The sequence below is a fragment of the Salinarimonas soli genome, from assembly GCF_008386575.1.
Classification (GTDB): Bacteria; Pseudomonadota; Alphaproteobacteria; order Rhizobiales; family Beijerinckiaceae; genus Salinarimonas_A; species Salinarimonas_A soli.
On record NZ_VUOA01000019.1, the window covers coordinates 388,215 to 408,623 of the forward strand.

21 protein-coding genes and 2 tRNA genes are annotated in these 20,409 nt (G+C 71.7%); 9 read left to right on the top strand and 14 right to left on the bottom strand.

All coding sequences use genetic code 11. From position 1 onward, the window contains the following. Window positions 1–184: 184 nt before the first annotated feature. Window positions 185–2,956, bottom strand: a complete 2,772-nt coding sequence (gene fdhF, locus F0L46_RS11060; protein WP_149817553.1) for a formate dehydrogenase subunit alpha — start codon at window positions 2,954–2,956, stop codon at window positions 185–187. Between the two features lie 223 nt (window positions 2,957–3,179). Further along, entirely contained in the window at window positions 3,180–4,892 is a 1,713-nt protein-coding gene (locus F0L46_RS11065; protein ID WP_149817395.1) for an NAD(P)H-dependent oxidoreductase subunit E, read from the bottom strand. A 145-nt stretch (window positions 4,893–5,037) separates the two neighbouring features. Between F0L46_RS11065 and F0L46_RS11070 the strand changes: the two genes are divergently transcribed. Then, window positions 5,038–5,937, top strand: coding sequence for a LysR family transcriptional regulator (locus tag F0L46_RS11070; protein WP_149817397.1), 900 nt, complete (start codon window positions 5,038–5,040; stop codon window positions 5,935–5,937). Here the strand turns inward: F0L46_RS11070 and F0L46_RS11075 are convergent. Further along, window positions 5,934–6,167 (bottom strand): hypothetical protein, encoded by a 234-nt coding sequence (locus F0L46_RS11075; RefSeq protein WP_149817399.1) that lies wholly within the window; start codon window positions 6,165–6,167, stop codon window positions 5,934–5,936. The genes F0L46_RS11070 and F0L46_RS11075 overlap by 4 nt on opposite strands. A 269-nt stretch (window positions 6,168–6,436) precedes the next feature. Between F0L46_RS11075 and F0L46_RS11080 the strand changes: the two genes are divergently transcribed. Continuing rightward, window positions 6,437–6,778, top strand: a complete 342-nt coding sequence (locus F0L46_RS11080; protein WP_149817401.1) for a hypothetical protein — start codon at window positions 6,437–6,439, stop codon at window positions 6,776–6,778. Window positions 6,779–6,855: 77 nt separating this feature from the next. Here the strand turns inward: F0L46_RS11080 and F0L46_RS11085 are convergent, their stop codons facing one another. From F0L46_RS11085 to F0L46_RS11110, 7 genes are all read right to left on the bottom strand, one after another. Continuing rightward, window positions 6,856–7,281 (bottom strand): cupredoxin domain-containing protein, encoded by a 426-nt coding sequence (locus tag F0L46_RS11085; protein ID WP_149817403.1) that lies wholly within the window; start codon window positions 7,279–7,281, stop codon window positions 6,856–6,858. A gap of 19 nt (window positions 7,282–7,300) precedes the next feature. Next, window positions 7,301–7,555, bottom strand: a complete 255-nt coding sequence (locus F0L46_RS11090; protein WP_149817405.1) for a hypothetical protein — start codon at window positions 7,553–7,555, stop codon at window positions 7,301–7,303. 14 nt (window positions 7,556–7,569) lie between these two features. Next, complete coding sequence (locus F0L46_RS26120; protein ID WP_188311921.1) at window positions 7,570–8,691, bottom strand: DUF6662 family protein; 1,122 nt, start codon at window positions 8,689–8,691, stop codon at window positions 7,570–7,572. Window positions 8,692–8,810: 119 nt separating this feature from the next. After that, window positions 8,811–8,981 carry a hypothetical protein gene (locus F0L46_RS26125; protein ID WP_188311922.1) on the bottom strand — a complete coding sequence of 57 codons (171 nt, stop codon included), beginning with the start codon at window positions 8,979–8,981 and terminating at the stop codon, window positions 8,811–8,813. Between the two features lie 65 nt (window positions 8,982–9,046). Continuing rightward, window positions 9,047–10,414, bottom strand: coding sequence for a sensor histidine kinase (locus tag F0L46_RS11100; RefSeq protein WP_149817407.1), 1,368 nt, complete (start codon window positions 10,412–10,414; stop codon window positions 9,047–9,049). Continuing rightward, window positions 10,411–11,082 carry a response regulator transcription factor gene (locus tag F0L46_RS11105; protein ID WP_149817409.1) on the bottom strand — a complete coding sequence of 224 codons (672 nt, stop codon included), beginning with the start codon at window positions 11,080–11,082 and terminating at the stop codon, window positions 10,411–10,413. Before F0L46_RS11105 ends, F0L46_RS11100 begins: the two co-directional genes overlap by 4 nt. Window positions 11,083–11,084: 2 nt before the next feature. After that, entirely contained in the window at window positions 11,085–11,360 is a 276-nt protein-coding gene (locus F0L46_RS11110; RefSeq protein WP_149817411.1) for a PepSY domain-containing protein, read from the bottom strand. Window positions 11,361–11,547: 187 nt separating this feature from the next. Here F0L46_RS11110 and F0L46_RS11115 point away from each other — a divergent pair, with 187 nt between their 5' ends. After that, window positions 11,548–11,811 (top strand): hypothetical protein, encoded by a 264-nt coding sequence (locus F0L46_RS11115; RefSeq protein ID WP_149817413.1) that lies wholly within the window; start codon window positions 11,548–11,550, stop codon window positions 11,809–11,811. A gap of 227 nt (window positions 11,812–12,038) precedes the next feature. Here F0L46_RS11115 and F0L46_RS11120 read toward each other — a convergent pair whose 3' ends face one another. Both F0L46_RS11120 and F0L46_RS11125 read right to left on the bottom strand, forming a co-directional pair. Then, window positions 12,039–12,770, bottom strand: coding sequence for a DUF1003 domain-containing protein (locus tag F0L46_RS11120; RefSeq protein ID WP_188311923.1), 732 nt, complete (start codon window positions 12,768–12,770; stop codon window positions 12,039–12,041). A gap of 256 nt (window positions 12,771–13,026) precedes the next feature. Further along, window positions 13,027–13,103: transfer RNA gene (locus tag F0L46_RS11125), tRNA-Pro, on the bottom strand. Between the two features lie 175 nt (window positions 13,104–13,278). Between F0L46_RS11125 and F0L46_RS11130 the strand changes: the two genes are divergently transcribed. The 6 genes from F0L46_RS11130 (at window position 13,279) to F0L46_RS11155 (ending at window position 18,344) form a co-directional block, all read left to right on the top strand. After that, window positions 13,279–13,353, top strand: a tRNA-Gln gene (locus F0L46_RS11130). 333 nt (window positions 13,354–13,686) lie between these two features. Continuing rightward, window positions 13,687–14,580, top strand: a complete 894-nt coding sequence (locus F0L46_RS11135) for a glycine betaine ABC transporter substrate-binding protein (protein WP_438646666.1) — start codon at window positions 13,687–13,689, stop codon at window positions 14,578–14,580. Between the two features lie 41 nt (window positions 14,581–14,621). After that, window positions 14,622–16,112: an HAL/PAL/TAL family ammonia-lyase gene (locus F0L46_RS11140; RefSeq protein WP_149817419.1), complete on the top strand. Its 1,491-nt coding sequence runs from the start codon at window positions 14,622–14,624 to the stop codon at window positions 16,110–16,112. Next, window positions 16,109–16,738: an ABC transporter permease gene (locus F0L46_RS11145; RefSeq protein ID WP_149817421.1), complete on the top strand. Its 630-nt coding sequence runs from the start codon at window positions 16,109–16,111 to the stop codon at window positions 16,736–16,738. The genes F0L46_RS11140 and F0L46_RS11145 overlap by 4 nt, the downstream gene beginning before the upstream one ends. Next, the gene (locus F0L46_RS11150; RefSeq protein ID WP_149817423.1) at window positions 16,738–17,376 is read left to right on the top strand and encodes an ABC transporter permease; all 639 of its coding nucleotides are present in this window, start codon (window positions 16,738–16,740) and stop codon (window positions 17,374–17,376) included. The genes F0L46_RS11145 and F0L46_RS11150 overlap by 1 nt, the downstream gene beginning before the upstream one ends. Then, window positions 17,373–18,344: an ABC transporter ATP-binding protein gene (locus tag F0L46_RS11155; protein WP_149817425.1), complete on the top strand. Its 972-nt coding sequence runs from the start codon at window positions 17,373–17,375 to the stop codon at window positions 18,342–18,344. Before F0L46_RS11150 ends, F0L46_RS11155 begins: the two co-directional genes overlap by 4 nt. A gap of 7 nt (window positions 18,345–18,351) precedes the next feature. Here F0L46_RS11155 and F0L46_RS11160 read toward each other — a convergent pair whose 3' ends face one another. Further along, on the bottom strand, window positions 18,352–19,155 hold the full coding sequence (locus tag F0L46_RS11160) for a phosphate/phosphite/phosphonate ABC transporter substrate-binding protein (RefSeq protein WP_210247631.1): 804 nt from the start codon (window positions 19,153–19,155) through the stop codon (window positions 18,352–18,354). Beyond that, entirely contained in the window at window positions 19,152–20,156 is a 1,005-nt protein-coding gene (locus F0L46_RS11165; RefSeq protein ID WP_149817426.1) for an ornithine cyclodeaminase family protein, read from the bottom strand. The genes F0L46_RS11160 and F0L46_RS11165 overlap by 4 nt, the downstream gene beginning before the upstream one ends. Window positions 20,157–20,409 lie beyond the last annotated feature (253 nt).

The following is a 20,409-nucleotide window of genomic DNA, read 5'->3' on the forward strand; positions in this document are numbered from 1 at the left end:
GAGAGGGCTCCGGCTGCGGACCGGCAGCCGGAGCAAGCGAACCGAAGGTGAGCGAGGGTGAGGGGGCCTGGACGGTGGAGCTCCACCTTGCGGCGCCCCCTCACCCTCGGGCTGCTGCCCTCGCCTCAGCCCCCGGTGAAGGGGGCCTCGGCCCTCTCCCCGCGCGGCGGGGAGAGGTGAACGCTTACTCCGCCGCCTCCGCCAATCCTCCCGTCGCGGTCACCCGCGCGGCGCAGAACTTGAACTCGGGGATCTTGCCGAAGGGGTCCAGCGCCGGGTTGGTGAGGAGGTTGGCGGCGGCCTCGATGTAGCAGAAGGGCATGAACACCATGCCCTCGGGCACGTCCCGGTCGGCCCGCACCCGCACCTCGACGGCGCCGCGCCGGGTCTCCAGGCGGATCGCGTCGCCGGCCGTGAGGCCCCGGGCGCGCAGCTCGCGCGGGTGCAGGAAGGCGAAGGGCTCGGGCTCGATGGCGTCCAGCGCCTCCGAGCGGCGGGTCATGGAGCCCGTGTGCCAGTGCTCCAGGATGCGCCCGGTGGAGAGCACCATGGGATAGGCCTCGTCTGGCACCTCGTCGGGCGGCGTGAGCCCGGCCGGCATGATACGCGCGCGGCCCGATTCGGTGGGGAAGCCTGAGTAGAAGATGATCTCATTGCCCGGCCCGTCCGGCGTGTCGACCGGATAGGTGACGGCGCCCTCGCGCTCCAGGCGCTCCCATGTGATGTTCTTGAGCGACGGGCTCACCTGGGAGAGCTCCGCGAACACGTCCGCCGGTCCCTCGTAGGCCCAGTCGAGGTCGAGCCGGCGGGCGATCTCCCGGATGATCCACCAGTCCTGCCGGGCGTCCCCCGGGGGCGCCAGGACGGGGCGGGCGATCTGGACGCGCCGGTCGGTGTTGGTGAAGGTGCCGGCCTTCTCGGGCAGGGCGGAGGCGGGCAGGATCACGTCGGCGTGGAATGCAGTCTCGGTGAGGAAGAGGTCCTGCACCACGAGGTGGTCGAGCTTCGCCAGGGCCTCCCGGGCGTGGTTGAGGTCGGGGTCCGACATGGCCGGGTTCTCGCCTTCCACATACATGCCCCGGATCGCGCCCGCATGGATCGCGTCCATGATCTCGACGACGGTGAGGCCGCGCTTGGGGTCCAGGGGCTGGCCCCAGAACTCCTCGAAGAAGGCCCGCACCGTGTCCTTCTCGACGGGCTGGTAGTCGGCATAGACCATCGGGATGAGGCCGGCGTCGGAGGCACCCTGCACGTTGTTCTGGCCTCGCAGCGGATGCAACCCCGTGCCGGGCCGGCCGATCTGGCCCGTGACCAGCGCCAGCGCGATGAGGCAGCGGGCGTTGTCCGTGCCGTGGACGTGCTGCGACACGCCCATGCCCCAGAAGATGATCGACGAGCGCGCGCCCGCATAGGCGCGGGCGACCTCCTTCAAGGTCTCGGCCGGGATGCCGCAGACGGCCTCCATGGCCTCGGGCGAGAAGTCGCCGATGCGCTCCTTCAGCGCCTCGAAGTTCTCCGTGTAGCCCGCGATGTACTGCTCGTCGGTCAACCCCTCCGTGATGATCGTGTGGAGCATGGCGTTGAGCATCGCCACGTCGGTGCCGGGCTTGAAGGCGAGATGCCGCCAGGCGTGGCGCGAGAGCGTCTGCCCGCGCGGGTCCATCACCACGAGCCGGGCGCCGCGCTCCTTGACCGCGTTCTTGATGAAGGTCGCGGCCACGGGATGGTTCGCCGTGGGGTTCGCCCCGATGACGATGATCACCTCCGCGTCGAGCGCCGCCGCGAAGGGCGCCGAGACCGCGCCGGAGTTCAGGCCCTCCATGAGCGCCGCCACCGAGGAGGCGTGGCACAGGCGCGTGCAATGGTCGACGTTGTTGGAGCCGAAGCCCATGCGCACGAGCTTCTGGAAGAGGTAGGCCTCCTCGTTCGAGCCCTTGGCCGAGCCGAAGCCCGCGAGGCTCCTCGGGCCGCTCTCCCCGCGGATGGCCTTGAAGCCCCCCGCCGCGATGTCGAGGGCCTCCTCCCAGGTCGCCTCGCGAAAATGCGTCCAAGGGTTCGCGGGGTCGACGACGTCGCGCGCGTCCTTGGGCGCGTTGGGGAGGCGGACCAGGGGCTTCGTCAGCCGGTGCGGGTGGTGGATGTAGTCGAAGCCGAAGCGGCCCTTCACGCACAGCCGGTTGCGGTTCGCCGGGCCGTCGCGCCCCTCGGCCACGACGATGCGCTCGTCCTTCACCCCGTAGGTGATCTGGCAGCCCACCCCGCAATAGGGGCACAGCGAATCCACCTCCCGCTCCGCCCACACGGTGCGCACGCCCTCCTCGTTCACGAGGCTCGCCGGCATCAGCGCGCCCGTGGGGCAGGCCTGGACGCACTCGCCGCAGGAGACGCAGGTGGACTCGCCCATCGGGTCGTCGAAGTCGAACACCACCTTGGCGTCGGCATTGCGGTAAGCCATGCCGATGACGTCGTTGACCTGGACCTCGCGGCAGGCGCGAACGCAAAGACCGCACTGGATGCAGGCGTCGAGATGGACCCGCATGGCCGGGTGGCTCGGATCGCGCTCCCAGCGCCCGGCGGACGGGAAGCGGCTCGCCTCGATCCCCACCGCGTCGGCCTGGGCCCAGAACGCCGAGGTCGGGTCCGGCGACACGTCGCGGGCGGGCTGGTCGGCGAGCAGGAGCTCGATCACCATGGCCCGGGCGGTGGCCGCGCGCTCGGACGACGAGCGCACCTTCATCCCCACCGCCGGCACGCGCTTGCAGGAGGCGGCGAGCACGCGCTCGCCCTCGATCTCCACCATGCAGGCGCGGCAATTGCCGTCGGGCCGGTAGCCGGGCTGCGGCCGGTGGCACAGATGCGGGATATCCGTGCCGAGCCGCTTCGCCACCTCCCAGATGGTCTCGCCGGGCCGCGCCTCCACGGCCTGCCCGTCGAGCTCGAACACCACGCCCGGGATGCCCTCGGGCACATGGCGGATGCCGCCGGTGCCGCTCGGCGCGGGCCCAGCCTGGCCGCCCGCCTTCGGCCCTTGCGAATAGGCGCCGCCCGGCACGGGCTGACCCGCCGTGGCGCCGGGACCGGCGGCATCGCTGGGTCCCTGCGGGGCGGTCACCAGCGGGTCGGTGCCGGCGGGATGGCTGCGGGTGGTGCCGCTGCTCATGGGGGCATCCTTCTGGTCCCTACTCGGCCGCCATGGGGGCGGGCGTCGGGAAGAGGTCGGGGAAGAAGCGGATGAGGCTCGTGAGCGGGTTCGAGGCCGCCTGGCCTAGGCCGCAGATGGAGGCGTCGCGCATCACCTGCGCCAGCTCGTCGAGGAGGCCTACGTCCCAGACCGGCCGCTCCATCAGGAGGCGCGCCTTGCGGGTGCCGATCCGGCAGGGCGTGCACTGGCCGCAGGATTCGTCCTCGAAGAAGCGCATGAGGTTGAGGGCCGCGGCCTTCAGATCGTCCCGGTCCGAGAGCACCACAACGGCCGCGGAGCCGATGAAGCAGCCGTACTTCTCCAGCGTCCCGAAATCGAGGGGCACGTCGTCCATGGATGCGGGAAGGATGCCGCCCGAGGCGCCGCCCGGAAGATAGGCCGCAAGCCGGTGGCCCTCGGCCATGCCGCCGCAATATTCCTCGATCAGCTCCCGCACCGTGATCCCGGACGGCGCGAGCTTCACGCCGGGGTCACGCACCCGGCCCGAGACGGAATAGCTGCGAAGCCCCGTGCGGCCGTTGCGCCCGTGGCCCGCCCACCAATCCGCCCCGCGCTCCAGGATGTCGCGCACCCAGAACAGGGTCTCGACATTGTTGATGAGCGTCGGCCGGCCGAAAAGGCCGACCTGGAACGGGTAGGGAGGCTTGTGCCGGGGCAGGCCGCGCTTGCCCTCGATAGATTCGATGAGCGCCGATTCCTCGCCGCAGATATAGGCGCCCGCGCCCCGCCGCAAATGCAGGACCGGCCCGCCCGGCGGCAGTTTCGCCATCTCCCGGCGCAGCACCTCGATGGAGGCCGGGTACTCGTCGCGGATGTAGATGTAGACGTCGGTGGCCTCGACCACGTGGGCGCCAATCAGCATCCCCTCGAGGAACCGGTGCGGGTCGGTGTCGAGGTAGAAGCGGTCCTTGAACGTGCCGGGCTCGCCCTCGTCCCCGTTCACCGCCATGAGGCGCGGTCCCGGCTCGCCGCGCACGGAGCGCCACTTGCGCCCCGTCGGGAAGCCCGCGCCGCCCAAGCCCCGAAGCGACGCGCCGTCGAGGGCGTCGAGCACCGCCTCGGAGGTCAGCTCGCCCGCGCGCAGCCGCTCCAGGAGCGCGTAGCCGCCCCCGGCGCTGTAGGCGTCATAGTCGACATAAGGCGGGAGCGCCGCATGGGTGTCACCCGCAGCGACCGCTGCCATGACGTTCTCGGGCGTGGCGCGCCGCACGAAGTTGTGGCCGACCTCGGCCACGGGCGCCGCGTCGCACAGGCCCACGCAGGGCGCGCGCACCACGCGCATCTCCGGCCCCGCCCGTTCGCCCAAGGCGGCGAGCAGCGCCTCCGCCCCGGCCATGGCGCAGGTGAGGCTGTCGCAGACCCGGATCGTGAGGGGCGGCACCGCCGGATCGCCCTCCTTCACCACGTCGAAATGGGCGTAGAACGTCGCGGTCTCGAACACCTCGGCGAAGGCGAGCCGCATCTCGTCGGCCAGCGCCGCGAGATGCGCGGCGGAGATCTGGTGGTAGGTGTCCTGGATCAGGTGGAGATGCTCGATGAGGAGGTCGCGCCGCCGGGGCGCGTCGCCGAGCAGCGCGCGGATCTCGTCGAGGGCCGCCGGATCGACCACCCGACCCTTCGGGACCGGGCGGCCGCCGCGGCGACCGGAGGGCCTGGGATCGGGGGCGGGCGCTGTGGAATTCGCGGTCATGGCGCTCTTGTCGTTGCCAGCCCATCGAAGCAGACCCTATGATTGATAACAATCACCCAATCTGTATAATTCAATAGATGCCCTCGATCGAACCACGCCGCTGGCCCATCGTCCGCCACCCTCGATCGCCCGGTCACGAGGTCGCATGATCGACAAGCTCGAATACCTCATCGCGCTCGCCCGCCAGCAGCATTTCGGCCGGGCCGCGGAGGCGTGCGGCGTGACCCAGCCCACGCTGTCGGCGGGGCTCAAGCAGCTCGAGAGCGGGCTCGGGGTCCTTCTCGTCCAGCGCGGGGCGCGCTACCGGGGCCTGACGCCGGAGGGCGAGCGGGTGCTCGCCTGGGCGCTGAGGATCGTGGGCGACGTGCGCCAGATGCGCCAGGAGGTGGGCAGCCTGCGCCAAGGCCTGTCGGGCCATCTGCGCATCGCCGTGATCCCCACCGCGCTGCCCATGGTGCCCCAGATCACCACGCCATACCGCGAGCGCTATCCGGACGTGCGTTTCACGATCCTGTCGCGCACCTCCGCCGAGATCGGCGCCATGATCGAGGGCCTGGAGGTCGAGGCGGGCCTCTCCTACCTCGACGAGCAGCCCCTGGGCCGGTTGCGCTCGGTGCCGCTCTACCAGGAGCGCTACTGCCTTCTCATCGCCGCCGACCACCCGTTCTCCAGCCGCGAGACGGTAACCTGGGCGGAGCTCGGCGAGGTGCCGCTCTGCCTTCTCACCGACGACATGCAGAACCGGCGCATCCTCAACCGGCGCCTGGGCGAGGCGGGCACGCAGGCGCGTACCACGCTCGAATCGAACTCCATGCTCGTGCTCATCGCGCATGTCCGCACGGGCCGGTGGGCGAGCATCATGCCGGCGCTCCTGGCCGAGACCCTGGACCTCACGGCCTCCGTGCGCACCGTCCGCATCGTCGAGCCCGACGCGGTGCACCAGGTCGGGCTGATCGTGCCCGAGCGCGAGCCGTTGCCGGCCCTGACGGCGGCACTCTACAAGCTCGCTCAAAAAATGAGCAACAATCTCGTGCTCGGCGCCTAGTCGGCGGGCCGCGCCGCGACCACGGTCTCGCGCCGGTCGCAGCGGATCTTCACGTAGACGTCGGGGCCCGTGGCGAGGCCGAGGCTCGCGATCCGGGCCTGCCCGCCCATGGCGCATTCCATGATGCTGTTGGCGGGCATGACGATCACGTCGAGCGCCGTCTCGCGCGAGCAATCGGGCCCGGGGAGGGTGGAGGCGCAGATGAGCGCCACGGTGAGAAGGTCGGCCATAGAGGTCTCCGGCATCGAAGGACCGGGGCCGCGCCGCGGTCCCGGGGCTGAAAGGCTGCCGGAGCCCTTCTGCCGCCGACGTCTCTTCCGCGGATGCGCAAGGCAAGCGATGTGCCAGGTGACGTAGGGGACGACGCCCGCGTCATGTGTGGCCCGGCACGCCGGCCGAGGCGGGTTGGGACTAGGGTCCCCTCACTCGCCACCGGGTGGGACCGGGCATCCTCCGGCTTCCGGTTCGGCGGGCCACCCACTTTCCAAGGACGACCCCGATGACCAAGCTGCTCGCGCTCGTTTCCGTGCTGGCCCTCACGGCGCTGCCAGGCGCGCCGCTGGCCGGCGAGATCGCTCCCCGGGCGGGCGAAAGCCTCTCCCTGGGCTCCGTCTCGGGAACCCTGTACTACACCGTCGAGGACAACGGCTTCCGCGTCGTCGCGACGCTCGCGGCCGAGGACGCCGCGCCCGTCCGCTTCGTGACCACGCTCCAGCCCGGCCAGACCGCCACGATCTCCGTGCCGCGCGGCCCCGAGGAGAGCGCGCTGGAGATCGAGATCGCCCGGATCGGCCAGACCCTTCAGGTCGCCAAGGCCCAGAAGCTCTCCAGCCTGAACTAGGCTCATGGCCGGGAACGGCCGAGAGCGAAGCCCTGGGCGCGACGGATCCCGCAAGGGGTCGTCGCGCCCGCTCTCGTCTAGCCCTTGACCTCGAACACCACGCGCTGCGACGGGGCGGTGGTGCCCGGGATGCGCAGCTCGAAGCGGCCGGGGCGGATGGGCACGAAAGTGATCGTCGCCTCGCCCTCCGCGTCGAACTCGATGCTGTCGAGGCCGAGCGGGCGGATCTCGATACGGTTGATCACCACCTCGTTGATCCAGACGTTGCGGAAGAACTCGGCCCCCGCGAGGGCCATCTCCTGGCTGCCATCCGAGCGGATGGGCAGGCGGTAATACTTGCCCGTCTCGAGCTCGTAGGGCGCCTCGGCGAGCGGCTTGCCGGCCGATAGCTCGATGGGCGCGAGCCGGATCGAGCGGCCCACGAGCCCCGACTGGGCGGAGGCGGCGGCCGGCGCTAGCAGGGCGAGGCCTGCGGCGATGATGAGCGGGCGGAACCGGTGCATGGGGCGTCCTCTTGGCGGGCTAGCGGCGCAGGGCCTTGCGGGCGTCGTTCACGGCGTCCACGCATTCGTCGAACTCCGCCTCCTTCAGCTCGCGTTCGGCGCTGCGCAGGGCACGCTGGAGAGCCGTGAGCGTCGCTTGGGGCGGGTTCTTGGCGATCTCGGCGCGGATCATCGCGATGCCGGCGACGCAGTCGGCCTGGTCGTCGGCGAGGGCGGGCACGGGTGCGGCCAGGGCGGCCGCGAGACCGAGCATCGGGACGACGGTTCGGCGCATGGGCGCGTCCTCCTCTAGAACTCGTAGGTGAGCTTCAGCCGCGCCTGGTGACGCGAGAAGTTGTCGAGGTCGAGCCGCCGGTCCGGGCTGTCTGACGCCCGCCCCGCGACCTGGGACGAGAACGCCGCCGACAGGGTGAAGCGCTCGCCGAGCTTTGCATACAGGGTCGGGCCGGCGAAGAGGGCGTGGCCCTCGAAGGAGCGCAAGGCCAGCCCCTCGTAGGCCCGCAGGTAGCGCAGCTCGCCGCCCAGGAAGACGTTCGGCGCGATCTGGAAGGAGACGCCGCCCGAGATCCCGATCCGGCTGTCGCGCTCGGTCGGGCTGCGCAGGCTGAAGGCGGGGCAGCTCTCGCCGGCGGGATCCGTGCAGTCCGGCGGCCCCTCGATCGGCTCGCCCTCGGCGTTGAGGAGGATGCGCCGGCGGGGCCGGAACGCCTCCGCCTCGTAGATCAGGTTGAGCCCGGCGAAGACCTTGTCGGGCACCAGGGCCGCGTCGAGGGCGATGCGGGTTTCGAGGCCCGTGCGCCGCCCGCGCCGCCCGCTCTCCTCGTCGACGAAGCCGAGGGTCGGTTCCGCAACGAGGGTCAGCCCGATCGGGGATTCCTTCCCCCGCTTGACCACCTGGTACTTGACCTCGGCCGAGAGGCCCCCGAATGCCGCGCCGCGGCGGTCGTCGAGGTCGGGCACGTTGCGGATCGAGAAGGCGTTGGCGATGGCGCCGATCTCGATGCTCAGGCCCTCCAAGGGCGCGAAGGCGAAGGTGTTGCGCACCGAGCCGATGCGGTAGCGCCCGGCCCGCCGGCCGAAGCCCCCGACGATCTCGCTCGACAGCTCGAACTTGCCCCGGTCGAGCACGTCCGTGCCCACCGTGAAGCCGAACATGTCCTCCGTCTCTGGCCCTTCGTCCTCCTTGCCCCCGCGCACGATCTCGGCGCACTCGTCGTACTCCCGCTCGCCGAGCTCGCGCTCGGCGCGCCGGAGGTTGCGCCGCGGCTCCGCGGCCTCGTCCGGCTTGGAGGCGCGGGCGACGTCGGCGCGAAGCCGGGCGATGCCCGCCTCGCAATCGGCGCGGTCGTCGGCCAGGGCGGGCAGGGCCGCCATCATCGTGAGGGCGGTGGCGGCCAGGAGGAGACGCATGGGCTCGATCGTTCGCGAAACTGCGGGGAGCCCATCATTCGCACGCGCGCCGCCGCGCGCCAGACCCGCGCGTTCTTAAGTTTCTCTTCTGTGGCCGCGCGGTGACATCCGGCTCCCGCCTATGGCGCGGCCGTCAGCAGGTGGACGGGGTGGCCCTCGTGGGCCGCGATGCCGAGGGCGGCGAGGGTCCCGGCACCGCCGATGTCGACGGCGAGCGCCGCGAGCAGGGCGAGGGCGGTGAGGGTCGAGAGGGCGCCGATGCGGACGTGCCTGCGATGAAGGATGGACATGGTCTTGGCTTCTCGTTGAGGGACGGCGATCGTGCGCCCCTGAACCTGTCGGAACGCTGACAGGTTCAGGCGGCGATGGGCAGGATCAGGTCCGCCTGGAGCCCCCCGAGATCCGAGCGGCCGAGCGTCAGCGTCCCGCCATAGGCCTCGGCCATGTCCTTGGCGATCGCCAGGCCGAAGCCCGTGCCGGGCACCCCCTCGTCGAGGCGCCGCCCCCGCACCGGATCGAAGCCGTCCTCGGGCAGCCCCGGCCCGTCGTCCTCCACGCGAAGCTGGACGAAGCCGGGCTCGGGCGCGGGCGTCACGGCCACGCGCACCCGGGAGCGGGCCCACTTGCGGGCGTTGTCGATGAGGTTGCCGCACATCTCCAGGAGATCGGTCTCGTCCACCCCGACCTGCAGGGCGGGGTCGATCGCGACCTCCACGGCGGGGGCGTCGTCGCCGCCGAGCCGCCCGATGGTCCGCGCAAGGCGCTCGACGATCGCCGCCGGCGCCACGGCATGCCCCGTGCGGGTGTCGGCGCCCGTGCCGGCGCTGGCGCTGGCGCGGGCGCGGGCGAGCTCGCGGGCGACGACCCGGTCGAGGCGCTCGACCTCCTCCAGGATCGCGGCGCCCTCGGCGCGCCCCGCGGCCTCGACATCGCGCCCGAGCGCCGCCAGCACGGCGAGCGGCGTCTTGAGGGCGTGGGCGAGGTCGCCCGCCCGCCCCCGCGCCCGGGCGAGGTCGCCCTCGCGGGCCGCCACGAGCCGGTTGAGCTCCTCCACCACGGGGCGGATCTCGGCGGGGAACTCGCCCGTGACCCGCCGCGTCCGCCCGGCCCGCACCGCCGCGAGCGCGTCGCGAAGCGCGTCGAGGGGGCGAAGGCCGTAGGAGACGAACACCGACAGGGCCCCCACGAGAAGGAGGCCGAGCACCGCGAGGGCCGGAACCATGAACTCGAGGAAGCCCTCGCGCAGCACGTCGAGCTCGCGCTCGTCGAGGCCGACCGCAAGCCGCACGGGCTCGCGCCCCGAGCCCTCGATGAAGACGCGGCGGGTCACGACGAGGAGGCGACGCCCCTCCGGCCCCGGCACCTCGACCACCCGCGGCTCGGCGGGACCTCCCTGGGGCGGGGGCAGGGCGATGGTCTCATCCCACAGCGACCGGGAGCGCAGCTCCACGCGGGTCCCGCGGCCCACCTGCCAGTAGAGGCCGCCGAAGGGGGCCGAGAACCGGGGATCGGGGGGCTCGACGTCGAGGATGAGGATGTCGCCGGGCAGGACCCGCACGTTCGCGGCGAGGATGCGCAGGTGGCTGCGCAGCTCCTGGGCGGCGCGGGAGCGCACGGAGGTCTCGAACATGCCCGTGAGCCCGAAGCCCGCCGCCACGAGGGCGAGCATCACGGCGACGCTGGCCCCGATGGCGAAGCGGCGGCGCAGGGACCCCTGGTTCATGCGGGGCCGTCGCGGCGCTCGATGACGTAGCCGTGGCCGCGGCGGGTTTCGAGGAGCGGCACGCCGAGCTTCTTGCGCAGGCGCGCCACGAGCACCTCGACGGCGTTCGATTCGTGCTCGACGGAATCGGAATAGATGTGCTCGGAGAGCTCGTGCTGCGACACGACCCGGCCGGCATGGGTCATCAGGTAGGCGAGCAGCCGGTATTCGAGGGCGGTGAGCGCCACCGCGCGCCCCTCGACGGACAGCGAGCGGTGCCGGGTATCGAGCTCCACGGGGCCGATGGCGATGAGCGGCGAGGTCCGCCCCGCGGCGCGGCGGGTGATGGCGCGCACGCGGGCGACGAGTTCCTCCATGCGGAAGGGCTTGGTGAGGTAATCGTCGGCGCCTGCGTCGATCGCGTCGACCTTCTCGCGCCAGCCGTCGCGGGCGGTGAGGATGAGCACGGGCAGGGGGCGGCCGGCGGCGCGCCAGCGCTTGAGCACGCTCACGCCGTCGAGGCGGGGCAGGCCGAGATCGAGCACGGCGGCGTCGAAGGGCTCCGAATCGCCGCGAAACCAGCCGTCCTCGCCGTCATGGGCCACCTCGGCGACGAAGCCGGCCGCGTCGAGCGAGCGGGCCACGTCCGCCGCGATCCGCCGCTCGTCCTCGACCACCAGGATCCGCATCCCTACTCCTCCGACACGACCGCGAGGGTGCTGCCGTCGAGCACCAGCCGGTGGCGGCGGCCCCCCGTCCCCACGACCTTGAACACGTAGACGATACGATCGTGCTCCCGCGCAAGCCGGGTGTCTACGATCTCGCCGGGCTCCACGGCACGGGCCGCCGCGCGGGCATCGGCGAGGGGGCGCGGCGGCACCTCGGGCGGGCCTTGAGCCTGCGCGCCTGCGGCTCCGAGCAGGCAGGGAACGCAAAGGAGGAGTGGGGAGGGGGCTGTGCTGGTCATGGTGCCATCGTGGGACGGCGCAGCTGACGGAAGGCTGACATCCGGGCCGCCGGCCGGCCACGTCGCGGGACTTCTCGTTCCTGACGGCCCCTGTCAGGTGGCTGCAAGCTGGACCGGATTATCACCGAAAGCGTCGGCACGGCCCGCGGCCGGTGCGGCAAACACGAAACGAAAAGGACATCCCACCATGAAGCGCGTCGCGACCCTCGCCGCCGTCATCCTCGCCGGCTTCAGCCTCCCGGCCCTCGCCAAGCCCGCCCATACCCACATGCCCCGCGAGCAGGCCTCCGCCGCCGCCCCGGCCGCAGCCACGCAATCCGTCTCCTCCGAGGAATACGGTGCGATGGAGCCGAGCCCGGTCCTGTCCGACCTCGACCGGGCGATGCTCGCCCACGACCAGAACGGCGAGTGGGGCAACAACAGCGACGGCGGCTCCAACAGCAACAACTGAGCCGGGCTTCGGTCCCACCCGCTCGGGTCGGCCGCTCATGTCCCGCGAGCGCCCGACCCGATCGCCCCAGCGGCCCCGCCGCGCGCCCCCAGCGCGGTCCGGGGCCGCTTTCTATTTGGGGGAGCGGGACAATCCTCGCTCCACGCACCTCACGCTGAGGAGGCCTGTGAGGCAGGCTGTCTCGAAGCACGCACCCCGCTCACCCACCGCACCGGAATATCGGTCCCTCAGCGCTTCCAGCGCTTCTCCTGCATGATCTCGAGCTGCAATTGCTGGATCTCGGCGAGGCGCTGCCACTGGCGGGTGATGAGGTGGTCGAGCTTCTCGTGCAGATGCCGGATCTCCAGCTCGGCCTTGAGGTTGACCCGGTAGTCGTTGAGCGAGCGCATCCGGTCCTTCTCCTCCTGCCGGCGCTGGCTCATCATGATGATCGGGGCCTGCACGGCGGCGATGCAGGAGAGGACGAGGTTGAGGAGGATGAACGGATAGGGGTCGAAGGCCCCCGCCGTTCCCAGGGCCACGTTCAGGGCCATCCAGGCGACGAGCACGATCCCGAACGAGATCAGGAAGGCCCAGGAGCCGCCGAAGGAGGCGAGCCCGTCGGACAGGCGCTCGGCGAGGGTCCGGCGCTCCTCGAAGTCCGCTTCCACGTTCTGGGCGATGGTGTCCTGCGCCTCGATGCTCGCCGCGACCTGCCGGTCGAGCTCGGTCACCTCGCCGTGCTCCTCGCGCAGGAGCTCCTCGACATAGAGGCTGCGATAGCGCGCAAGCTCGCGCCGATCGATCAGGTCCTCCTCGGCGAGGCCCGGATGGTCGGCCCGGATGCGGTCGGCGAGGGTGGGCCGCAGCGTGTCGAGGCGCACCAGGTCCTTGCGCGGCCGCTCGCGCCCCGTGATGGCGCAGGCCTGGCGCTTGGCCAGGGGGATGGAGCTTGTATTCGTGATGTCCGGCTCGTCCATGGCACCCTCGTCTGCGGCCCCGTCCTCTAGGCTTGCAGGCCTGACGCGACGCTGACAAGCCGGCCGGAGCGCGCCTGCGGAGGCTGGGCCGCCGGCGCCATGCGATCCCGCAAGCGGTGGCGTCCAGCCCGAGGAGGTCGGGACCGATGCGGGAAAAGGCCGAGGTCCTGGATCAGGGCCCGGGTGCGTGCGGAGATGCGAGGTGCGGATCGGCTTGGAGGGGCGCTCGGGACACCCCATGCCACTGTGGATCAGATGGTCGGAGTGGCAGGATTCGAACCTGCGACCCCCACGTCCCGAACGTGGTGCGCTACCAGACTGCGCTACACTCCGACATCGCCGTGGCCGGCGAGACGCGTCATATAGCGGGGCTCGGGCCGGGCCGCAAGCGGCCAGGGCCCGAAAGTACCGACGGGACGGCCTGCGGGCGATCCACGGTTCGTCGGGGGGAATCGCCGGGTTGCGGTTGCGCTCGAAACCGGCGCCGATTATGTATCGGCCCGGTCATTGGGGCGTCGCCAAGCGGTAAGGCAGCGGTTTTTGGTACCGCCATTCCCAGGTTCGAATCCTGGCGCCCCAGCCAACCCTCCTAGGTCTCTGACAGCGCTGCGCCAATCGCTTGCCGGGTGGACGTGTATCCCACATGGGACGCCCGGCTGGGCACGGGTCCCGAACCCGGGAAGGCAGGGGTGATCCTCGCCGCGACCCCGGAGCGACGGGGAGCCGTCCACCGGCGCCGCCGCCCGCAACGGCCTGCCTCGCCCAGCGAGCGCTCATCGCATCCCTGACCTCAACAGCCCTGTGCACGACGAGCCGGCACACGCGGCGACGCAGCAGGTGGCCTGCGCGACGTCCGAGGATTTAGCCTTGGCAGGTGCGCGATGTCCCTCGTAGTCTGCCTGCGACAAAATGGGGGATGGCGATGAAGATCTTGAAGCTGGTCGGCGCGGCCGGGTTGTTCGTGGCGCTCGGGGTTCAGGGCGCATGGGCGCAGACCATCAAGGTCGGCTCCAAGAATTTCACCGAGCAGTTCATCGTCGCAGAGCTTTACTCGGCGGCGCTCGAGAATGCTGGCTTCAAGGTGGATCGTAAGATCAACCTCGGCACGACGCTGGTCGCTCACGAGGCGCTGCGGACCGGAGCGATCGACCTCTATCCCGAGTATACGGGGACCGGCCTCAACGCCGTCATGAAGGCGCAGGGCGTCACGGACACCGACCCGGCGAAGATCCACGCCATGGTGAGGGAGTTCTACGAGAAGGAGTTCAAGCTCACCTGGCTCAAGCCGTCGGGCGTCAACAACGGCTACGCCATCGTCGTTCGGCCGGAAACCGCCCGGGAGCTCAACGTCAAGACGCTCTCGGATCTCGCGAAGGTCGCCTCCAAGCTGAAGCTCGGCGCCGGCCCCGAATTCGGCGATCGCCGCGACGGCCTGAAGGGGCTCAAGGAGGTCTACAATCTCGAGTTCGGCGAGTTCCGCCAGTTCGCGGCCTTGCGCCTGCGCTACGAGGCCCTGAACCAGAAGCAGATCGACGTGGCGAACGGCTTCTCGACCGACTGGCAGATCGCCGCCGAGAAGTTCGTCGCGCTGGCCGACGACAAGACCCTGTTCCCGCCCTACTATCTCACGCCCGTCGTGCGGATGGACACTGTGGCCGGCAACCCGAAGATCGTCGAGACGCTCGAACGGATCGGCGCGCTGATCGATACCCCGACCATGCAGGAGCTCAACCGGCAGGTCGAGGTCGAGAAGAAGGAGCCGCGGCAGGTCGCGGCGGAGTTCCTGAAGGCTAAGGGCGTCACGAAGTGACGGCCTCCGCCGCGGCGGCGCGCGGGGAGGGTGCAACGCTTATGCTCGGCGAGGGCCGCCTCGCCGTCTCGAACGTGGTCGCAGCCGCCCGCGGGGCGCATGTGCGCCTCGCCCCGACGGTGATGGAGCGGCTCCACCGCGCGCGTGGCGTGGTCGAGCGCATCGCCGCCAGCGACCGGCCGGTCTACGGTCTGACGACGGGCCTCGGCGCGGCCGTCGATACCCGTCTGGAGGCCGCCGACCTGGCGGCCTTCCAGCGCCGCGCCGTCAACGCGCGGGCCGTCGGCGTCGGGGAGCCGGCAAGCGAGGAGGAAGTGCGGGCCATGCTCGTCGTGCGCCTTGCCGGCATCTGCCAGGGGGCCTCCGGGATCAGCCCCGCCTTCGCCACGGTTCTCGAGGGCCTGCTCAACGCCGGGATCGTTCCGCAGGTGCGCCGGACCGGAACGCTGGGAGAGGCGGATCTGAGCCCCCTCGCCCAGGCCATGCTGCCGCTCGTGGGCGGCGGCACGGCGGTCTTTCGCGGCGAGGCGCTCCCTGGGCCCGAGGCGTTGCGGCGCGCGGGCCTCGTGGCGCCGGACTTCGGCGCCAAGGACGGGATCGCGCTCCTCAACTCCAACGCCTTCGGGGTCGGGATCGCATGCCTTGCGCTGCATGACGCGGATTTGGCCCTCGAGGCCCTGACGGCGGCCGGCGCCCTCTCGCTCGAGGCCTTTCGGGCCAACCTGTCCCCCTTCGAGCCCCGTCTCGTCGCCCTTCGTCCCGCCCCCGGGCAGGCCGCGGCGGCCGAGCGGATCCTCGGGCTCCTCGCGGGAAGCGACCTCTTGGAGGCCGGCGCGGCGCGGCGCGTCCAGGATCCGCTCTCGTACCGCTGCCTTGCGCCCGTCCACGGCGTCGCGGCCGAGCGGCTGGCCGAGGCTCTCCGTTGCGTCGAGGCGGACCTCAACGGCGCCGGGGACAGTCCCGCCGTGCTCGTCGGCACCGGCGAGATGGCCTCCACGGTGGGCTTCGACACGACCGCCATCGCGCTCTCGCTCGAAGGGCTCGGCCAGGCGCTGAGCCATGCCGCGGCCCTGGCGGCGTTCCGGGCCGTGAAGCTCATGTCGCCCGCCGTGAGCGACCTGCCGCGCTTCCTGACGCCCTTGGGCGGCACGCGGACGGGCTTCGCGACGGTGCAGAAGACGATCAGCGCGCTGGAAAGCGAGATCCGCCATCTCGCCCAGCCGGTCGGCGCGCTCAGCGTTCCCGTGGCCGACGGGGTCGAGGACTATGCCCCCATGACCCCGCGCGTGGCCGAGAAGACCCGTGAGCTCGCGCGCCGCCTCGCCGCGCTTGCGGCCGTCGAACTCGTCGTCGCGGCCCAAGCCGTCGACCTCCGCGGCGGGATCCGTCTGGGACAGGGCACGGGCGCGGCCCACCGCTTCGTCCGCTCCCGGATCGCCTTCCTCGACGAGGACCGGCCGCTCGGCGGGGAGATCCACGAACTGAGCGAGGCCATCCTGGCGGGCGCGCTCCGCGAGGCGCTGGCCCGATGAACTGGACCCTCGCCAACTACGATCGGCTGTTCACCGCGCTCGCCGAGCATGTCGGCCTCGTCGCGACGGCGCTCGCGATCTCGCTTGCCATCGCGCTGCCGCTCGGCGTCGTCTCGGCGCGCCGGCCCTGGGCCTATGCGGGGGTCATGGCCGTGACGGGGGTGCTCTACACGATCCCGGCCCTCGCGCTCTTCGCGCTCCTCATCCCCTTCATGGGGCTCGGCACGGCGCCGGCCGTCACGGCCCTGGTGCTCTACTCGCTCCTCATCCTGGTCCGCAACGTGGCGACGGGCCTGCGCGAGATCCCGCACGAGATCCTCGAGGCGGCGGACGGCATGGGCTACGGGGCGTGGCGGCGGCTCGTGCGCATCGAGCTGCCGCTGGCGCTCCCCGTGATCGTGGCCGGCATCCGGATCACGGTGGTGACGCAGATCTCGGTGGCGACGGTCGCGGCCTATATCAGCGCCGGCGGCCTCGGCGACATCATCTTCCAGGGCATCACGCAGGATTTCGGCGAGAAGGTCGTGGCGGGCGCGGTGGTGACGGCGGCGTTGGCCGTGGTCGCCGACGAGAGCCTCAGGGTCCTGGAGCGCCGCCTGCGGGCGGCCCAGTCGGAGCGCGCCTGATGGTGGGGCCCGTCTTCACCTGGATCGCCGAGCACCCGAAGGTGTTCTGGACCGCCGCGCAGCAGCATCTGGTGCTCTCGGCCGCCGCCCTGGGGCTCGCCCTCGCGCTCGCGCTCCCGCTCGCCGTCGTGCTCCTGCGCTGGCGCCGGGCCGCCGCCACGGCGATCGCCCTCGTCAACGTGCTGCGCACGATCCCGAGCCTCGCGCTCCTCGTCGTGATGCTGCCGATCCTCGGCACCGGCTTCCAGCCCGCCCTCGTGGCGCTGACCCTCTACGGCCTGCCGGCGATCCTCATCAACGCCTACACGGCGCTCAGCGAGGTCGATGCCGACATCGTCGAGGCGGCGACGGGCCAAGGCCTCTCGCGGGCCCAGATCGTGCGGCGCATTCAGGTTCCCCTGGCGCTGCCCGTGATCTTCGCCGGCATCCGCACGGCGGCCGTGCAGATCGTCTCGGCCGCGACGCTGGCCGCCTTCATCGGCGGCGGAGGCCTGGGCGAGCTCATCACCGCCGGCATGGGGACCCTCGACATTCCCCAGCTCGTGGTCGGTGGGCTCGCGGTGGCGGCCCTCGCCATCCTCACCGAGCTCGCCTTCGGCCTCGCCGAGCGCCGTCTCAACCGCACGAGGCACGCATGATCGCGCTCGAAGGCGTCTCCAAGATCTATCCGGGCCTGCCGCGCCCGGCCGTCGACGACCTGACCCTCATGGTGCCGGGCGGGCGCACCTGCGTGCTCATCGGCCCGTCGGGCTGCGGCAAGACCACGACGATGCGCATGGTCAACCGGCTGATCGAGCCGACCCGGGGGCGGATCGTCGTCGAGGGGGAGGACGTGACCCATGCCGACCCGGTGAGCCTGCGCCGGCGCATCGGCTACGTGATCCAGCAGATCGGCCTGTTCCCGCACATGACCATCGCCCAGAACGTCGCGACGGTGCCGGAGCTGCTGGGCTGGCCCTCGGCCCGCGTCGCCGCGCGCGTCGACGAGATGCTCTCCCTGGTCGGCCTCGATCCCGGCGGGGTGCGGGACCGCTACCCGCGCCATCTCTCGGGCGGCCAGCGCCAGCGGGTCGGGGTAGCCCGCGCCCTCGCGGCCGATCCGCCCGTCATGTTGATGGACGAGCCGTTCGGGGCGGTGGATCCGCTGGTCCGCACGCATCTGCAGGACGAGTTCCTGTCCATCCTGAAGCGCCTGCGCAAGACCGTTATCCTCGTCACCCACGACATCGACGAGGCGATCCGCATGGGCGATCTCGTGGCCATCCTGAAGGACGGGCGCCTCGTGCAATGCGATGCGCCCGACCGCCTGCTCGCCATGCCGGCCAATGCCTTCGTGGCCGATTTCGTGGGCGCGGACCGAGCCCTCAAGCGCCTGTCGCTCGTCATGGCGGGCGACGCCTGCGAGCCGGGCACGGCGCCGGCCGGCGCGCCCGAGATCGCGGCCACCCTGTCCCTGCGCGACGCGCTCGCGATCCTCCTCGGGACCAGCACCGAAGCCCTGCGGGTGACGGGCCCGGACGGGCAAGCGGTCGGCATCGTGACGCTGGCCGGCATCCGGGCCAGGGCCGGGGAGGGCGCCGGGCGGGGCTTGCGGGCGGCCGGCTGAGCTCTCGTCAGGCAAGCGTCGCCCAACCCGCCGCGTCGGCGCCTCGGGCGGCGTCGAGGAGCGTGGCATAGTCGCCGGCGCTGACGGGAGCGAAACCCGACAGGCCCAACGGCTCCAGGAGGGTTCGCGCCGGCCCGTCCTCGGCGATCCCCACCAGCGCCTCCCGCAGCCGATCGACGATCCCGTCCGCCACGCCCGCCGAGGCCACGAGGAGCGGCATGGGCGTCAGCGGCGTCGTGGCGAGCGTGCGCAGCCGCGCCGCGACGTCGGGCTCATGGCGCGTCAGCAGATCGTGGACATAGGAATCGAGCGGCCCGACATCGATCCGGCCGTCGAGCACCGCCTCGATCACCCGGCGCGGGGTGACGAGCGGCCCGACCGCCTCGCGATAGCGCGGCGCGCCGATCGCGGCGAGGTGGGCGCGCACGGCGTTGAAGCCGGATTGCGAGTGCTCGACCGTCCAGCCGATCCGGCCGCCGAACGAATCCTCCAGCCCGTGGAGCGGCCCGTCGGCACGGGCCACGAGGTCGGTGGCGTAGACGGGGCGCCCGCCGTAGCGCCTGCCCGCCGGCACGGGCGCAGCGACCGGGCGCAGCGGGAAGCGGTCCGTCGCGAAGGGATAGCCGCAGGCGAAGGCGAGCCCGAGATCGGGCCGGTGCCAGAGCTCGTCGAGCGGCGCGGGCGCCGCGTGCTCCAGATGATCAAGGCGAACGCCCGATACCTGCGACACCCGCGCGAAGAGCGCGGCCCACAGGTCGCGCACGGCCGGCCCGAGGGCGTACATGCGGGCATTCGCGACGAGCGGGTTCACGCGTAGCGCAGCCGCTGGCCGATCCCGAGGCGGTGCGCCTTGGCCAGCATGGCGTGGCCAAGCGCGATGTCGGACAGCGAGAGGCCTCGGTGCCAGAACAGGTTGGTCTCGTCCTCGGATTCACGGCCGGGCTTCAGGCCGGCCACGATCTGCCCCATCTCGGCGTGAAGGGTCGTCTCCGACAGCTTGCCCGTCTCGACATGGGCGCGAAGGGAGCCGAGCTGACCTGTCTTGCACTGGCCCCAGTCGTCGACCACGAGCTTCGTCATGATATCGGTGAGCGACAGCTCGACCGCGCTCATGGTGCCGTAGGGCACGACGAAGGCGCCGGGCTTGATCCACGCGGTCTTGAGCATCGGCTCCGGCTGCAGGAGGCGCGACGCCTCGACCACGATGTCGGCGCCCTCGACGCAGGACCGCCAGTCCTCGGTCGCCCGCACAGGCTTGCCGAGATCCCTCGACAGGCGCTCCGCGAAGGCGTCACGGCTTTCCGGGCGCCTCGAATGCACGCGGATCTCGTCGAAGTCGAAGAGGTGGTCGAGCAGCCGCACGTTCCAATAGGCGGTGCCCCGCGCGCCCACGTGACCGAGCACCTTGGAGCCCTTGCGGGCGAGGTGCTTGGCGCCGATCGCGGTCACGGCGCCGGTGCGCATGTCGGTCAGGTGGCTGCCGTCCACGATGGCGGTCGGCACCCCCGTGGCGGGATCCATCAGGAGGAGGATGCCCATCTCCGAGGGGAGCCCGTGCTTGTAGTTGTCGACATAGTCGCCGATCACCTTCACGCCGGCCCGGTTGATCGGCGCGCGAAACGAGCCGCGCAGCACGTTGAAATGGCCGTGGACATTCTTGTCCGGGACGAGATGCATCCGCGGCTCGATGACGGTCTCGCCGCGTCCCTGGGCCGCGAGGCCGTCCTCCACCGCGGCGAGGATCTCGTCGTCGGTGAGCTCCAGGGCCTCCACGTCGAGGGCATTGAGGAAGTCGAGATACAATGCAGGCACGTCGACGGTCCCCTCGGCCTCGTTATGCGGCCGCGATCTTCGGCGCGCCGCCAAGGGCGGTCAAGCGTCACGCCGAAGGGGGCCGGTCATTCGTCAGGTTCGGTGTCGGGCCCTCGCGTCCGCCTGCGCCGTGGTGCGCTGTCGGCTCGGCGAGGACCCGGGCGGCCTCTCGCCGAACCGACGGGCCGGGACGGAGGGCGCCTGGGGAAGAGATCGGTTGGACGTCGTCGGGCGCGCTAGGATCGCGGGGGGC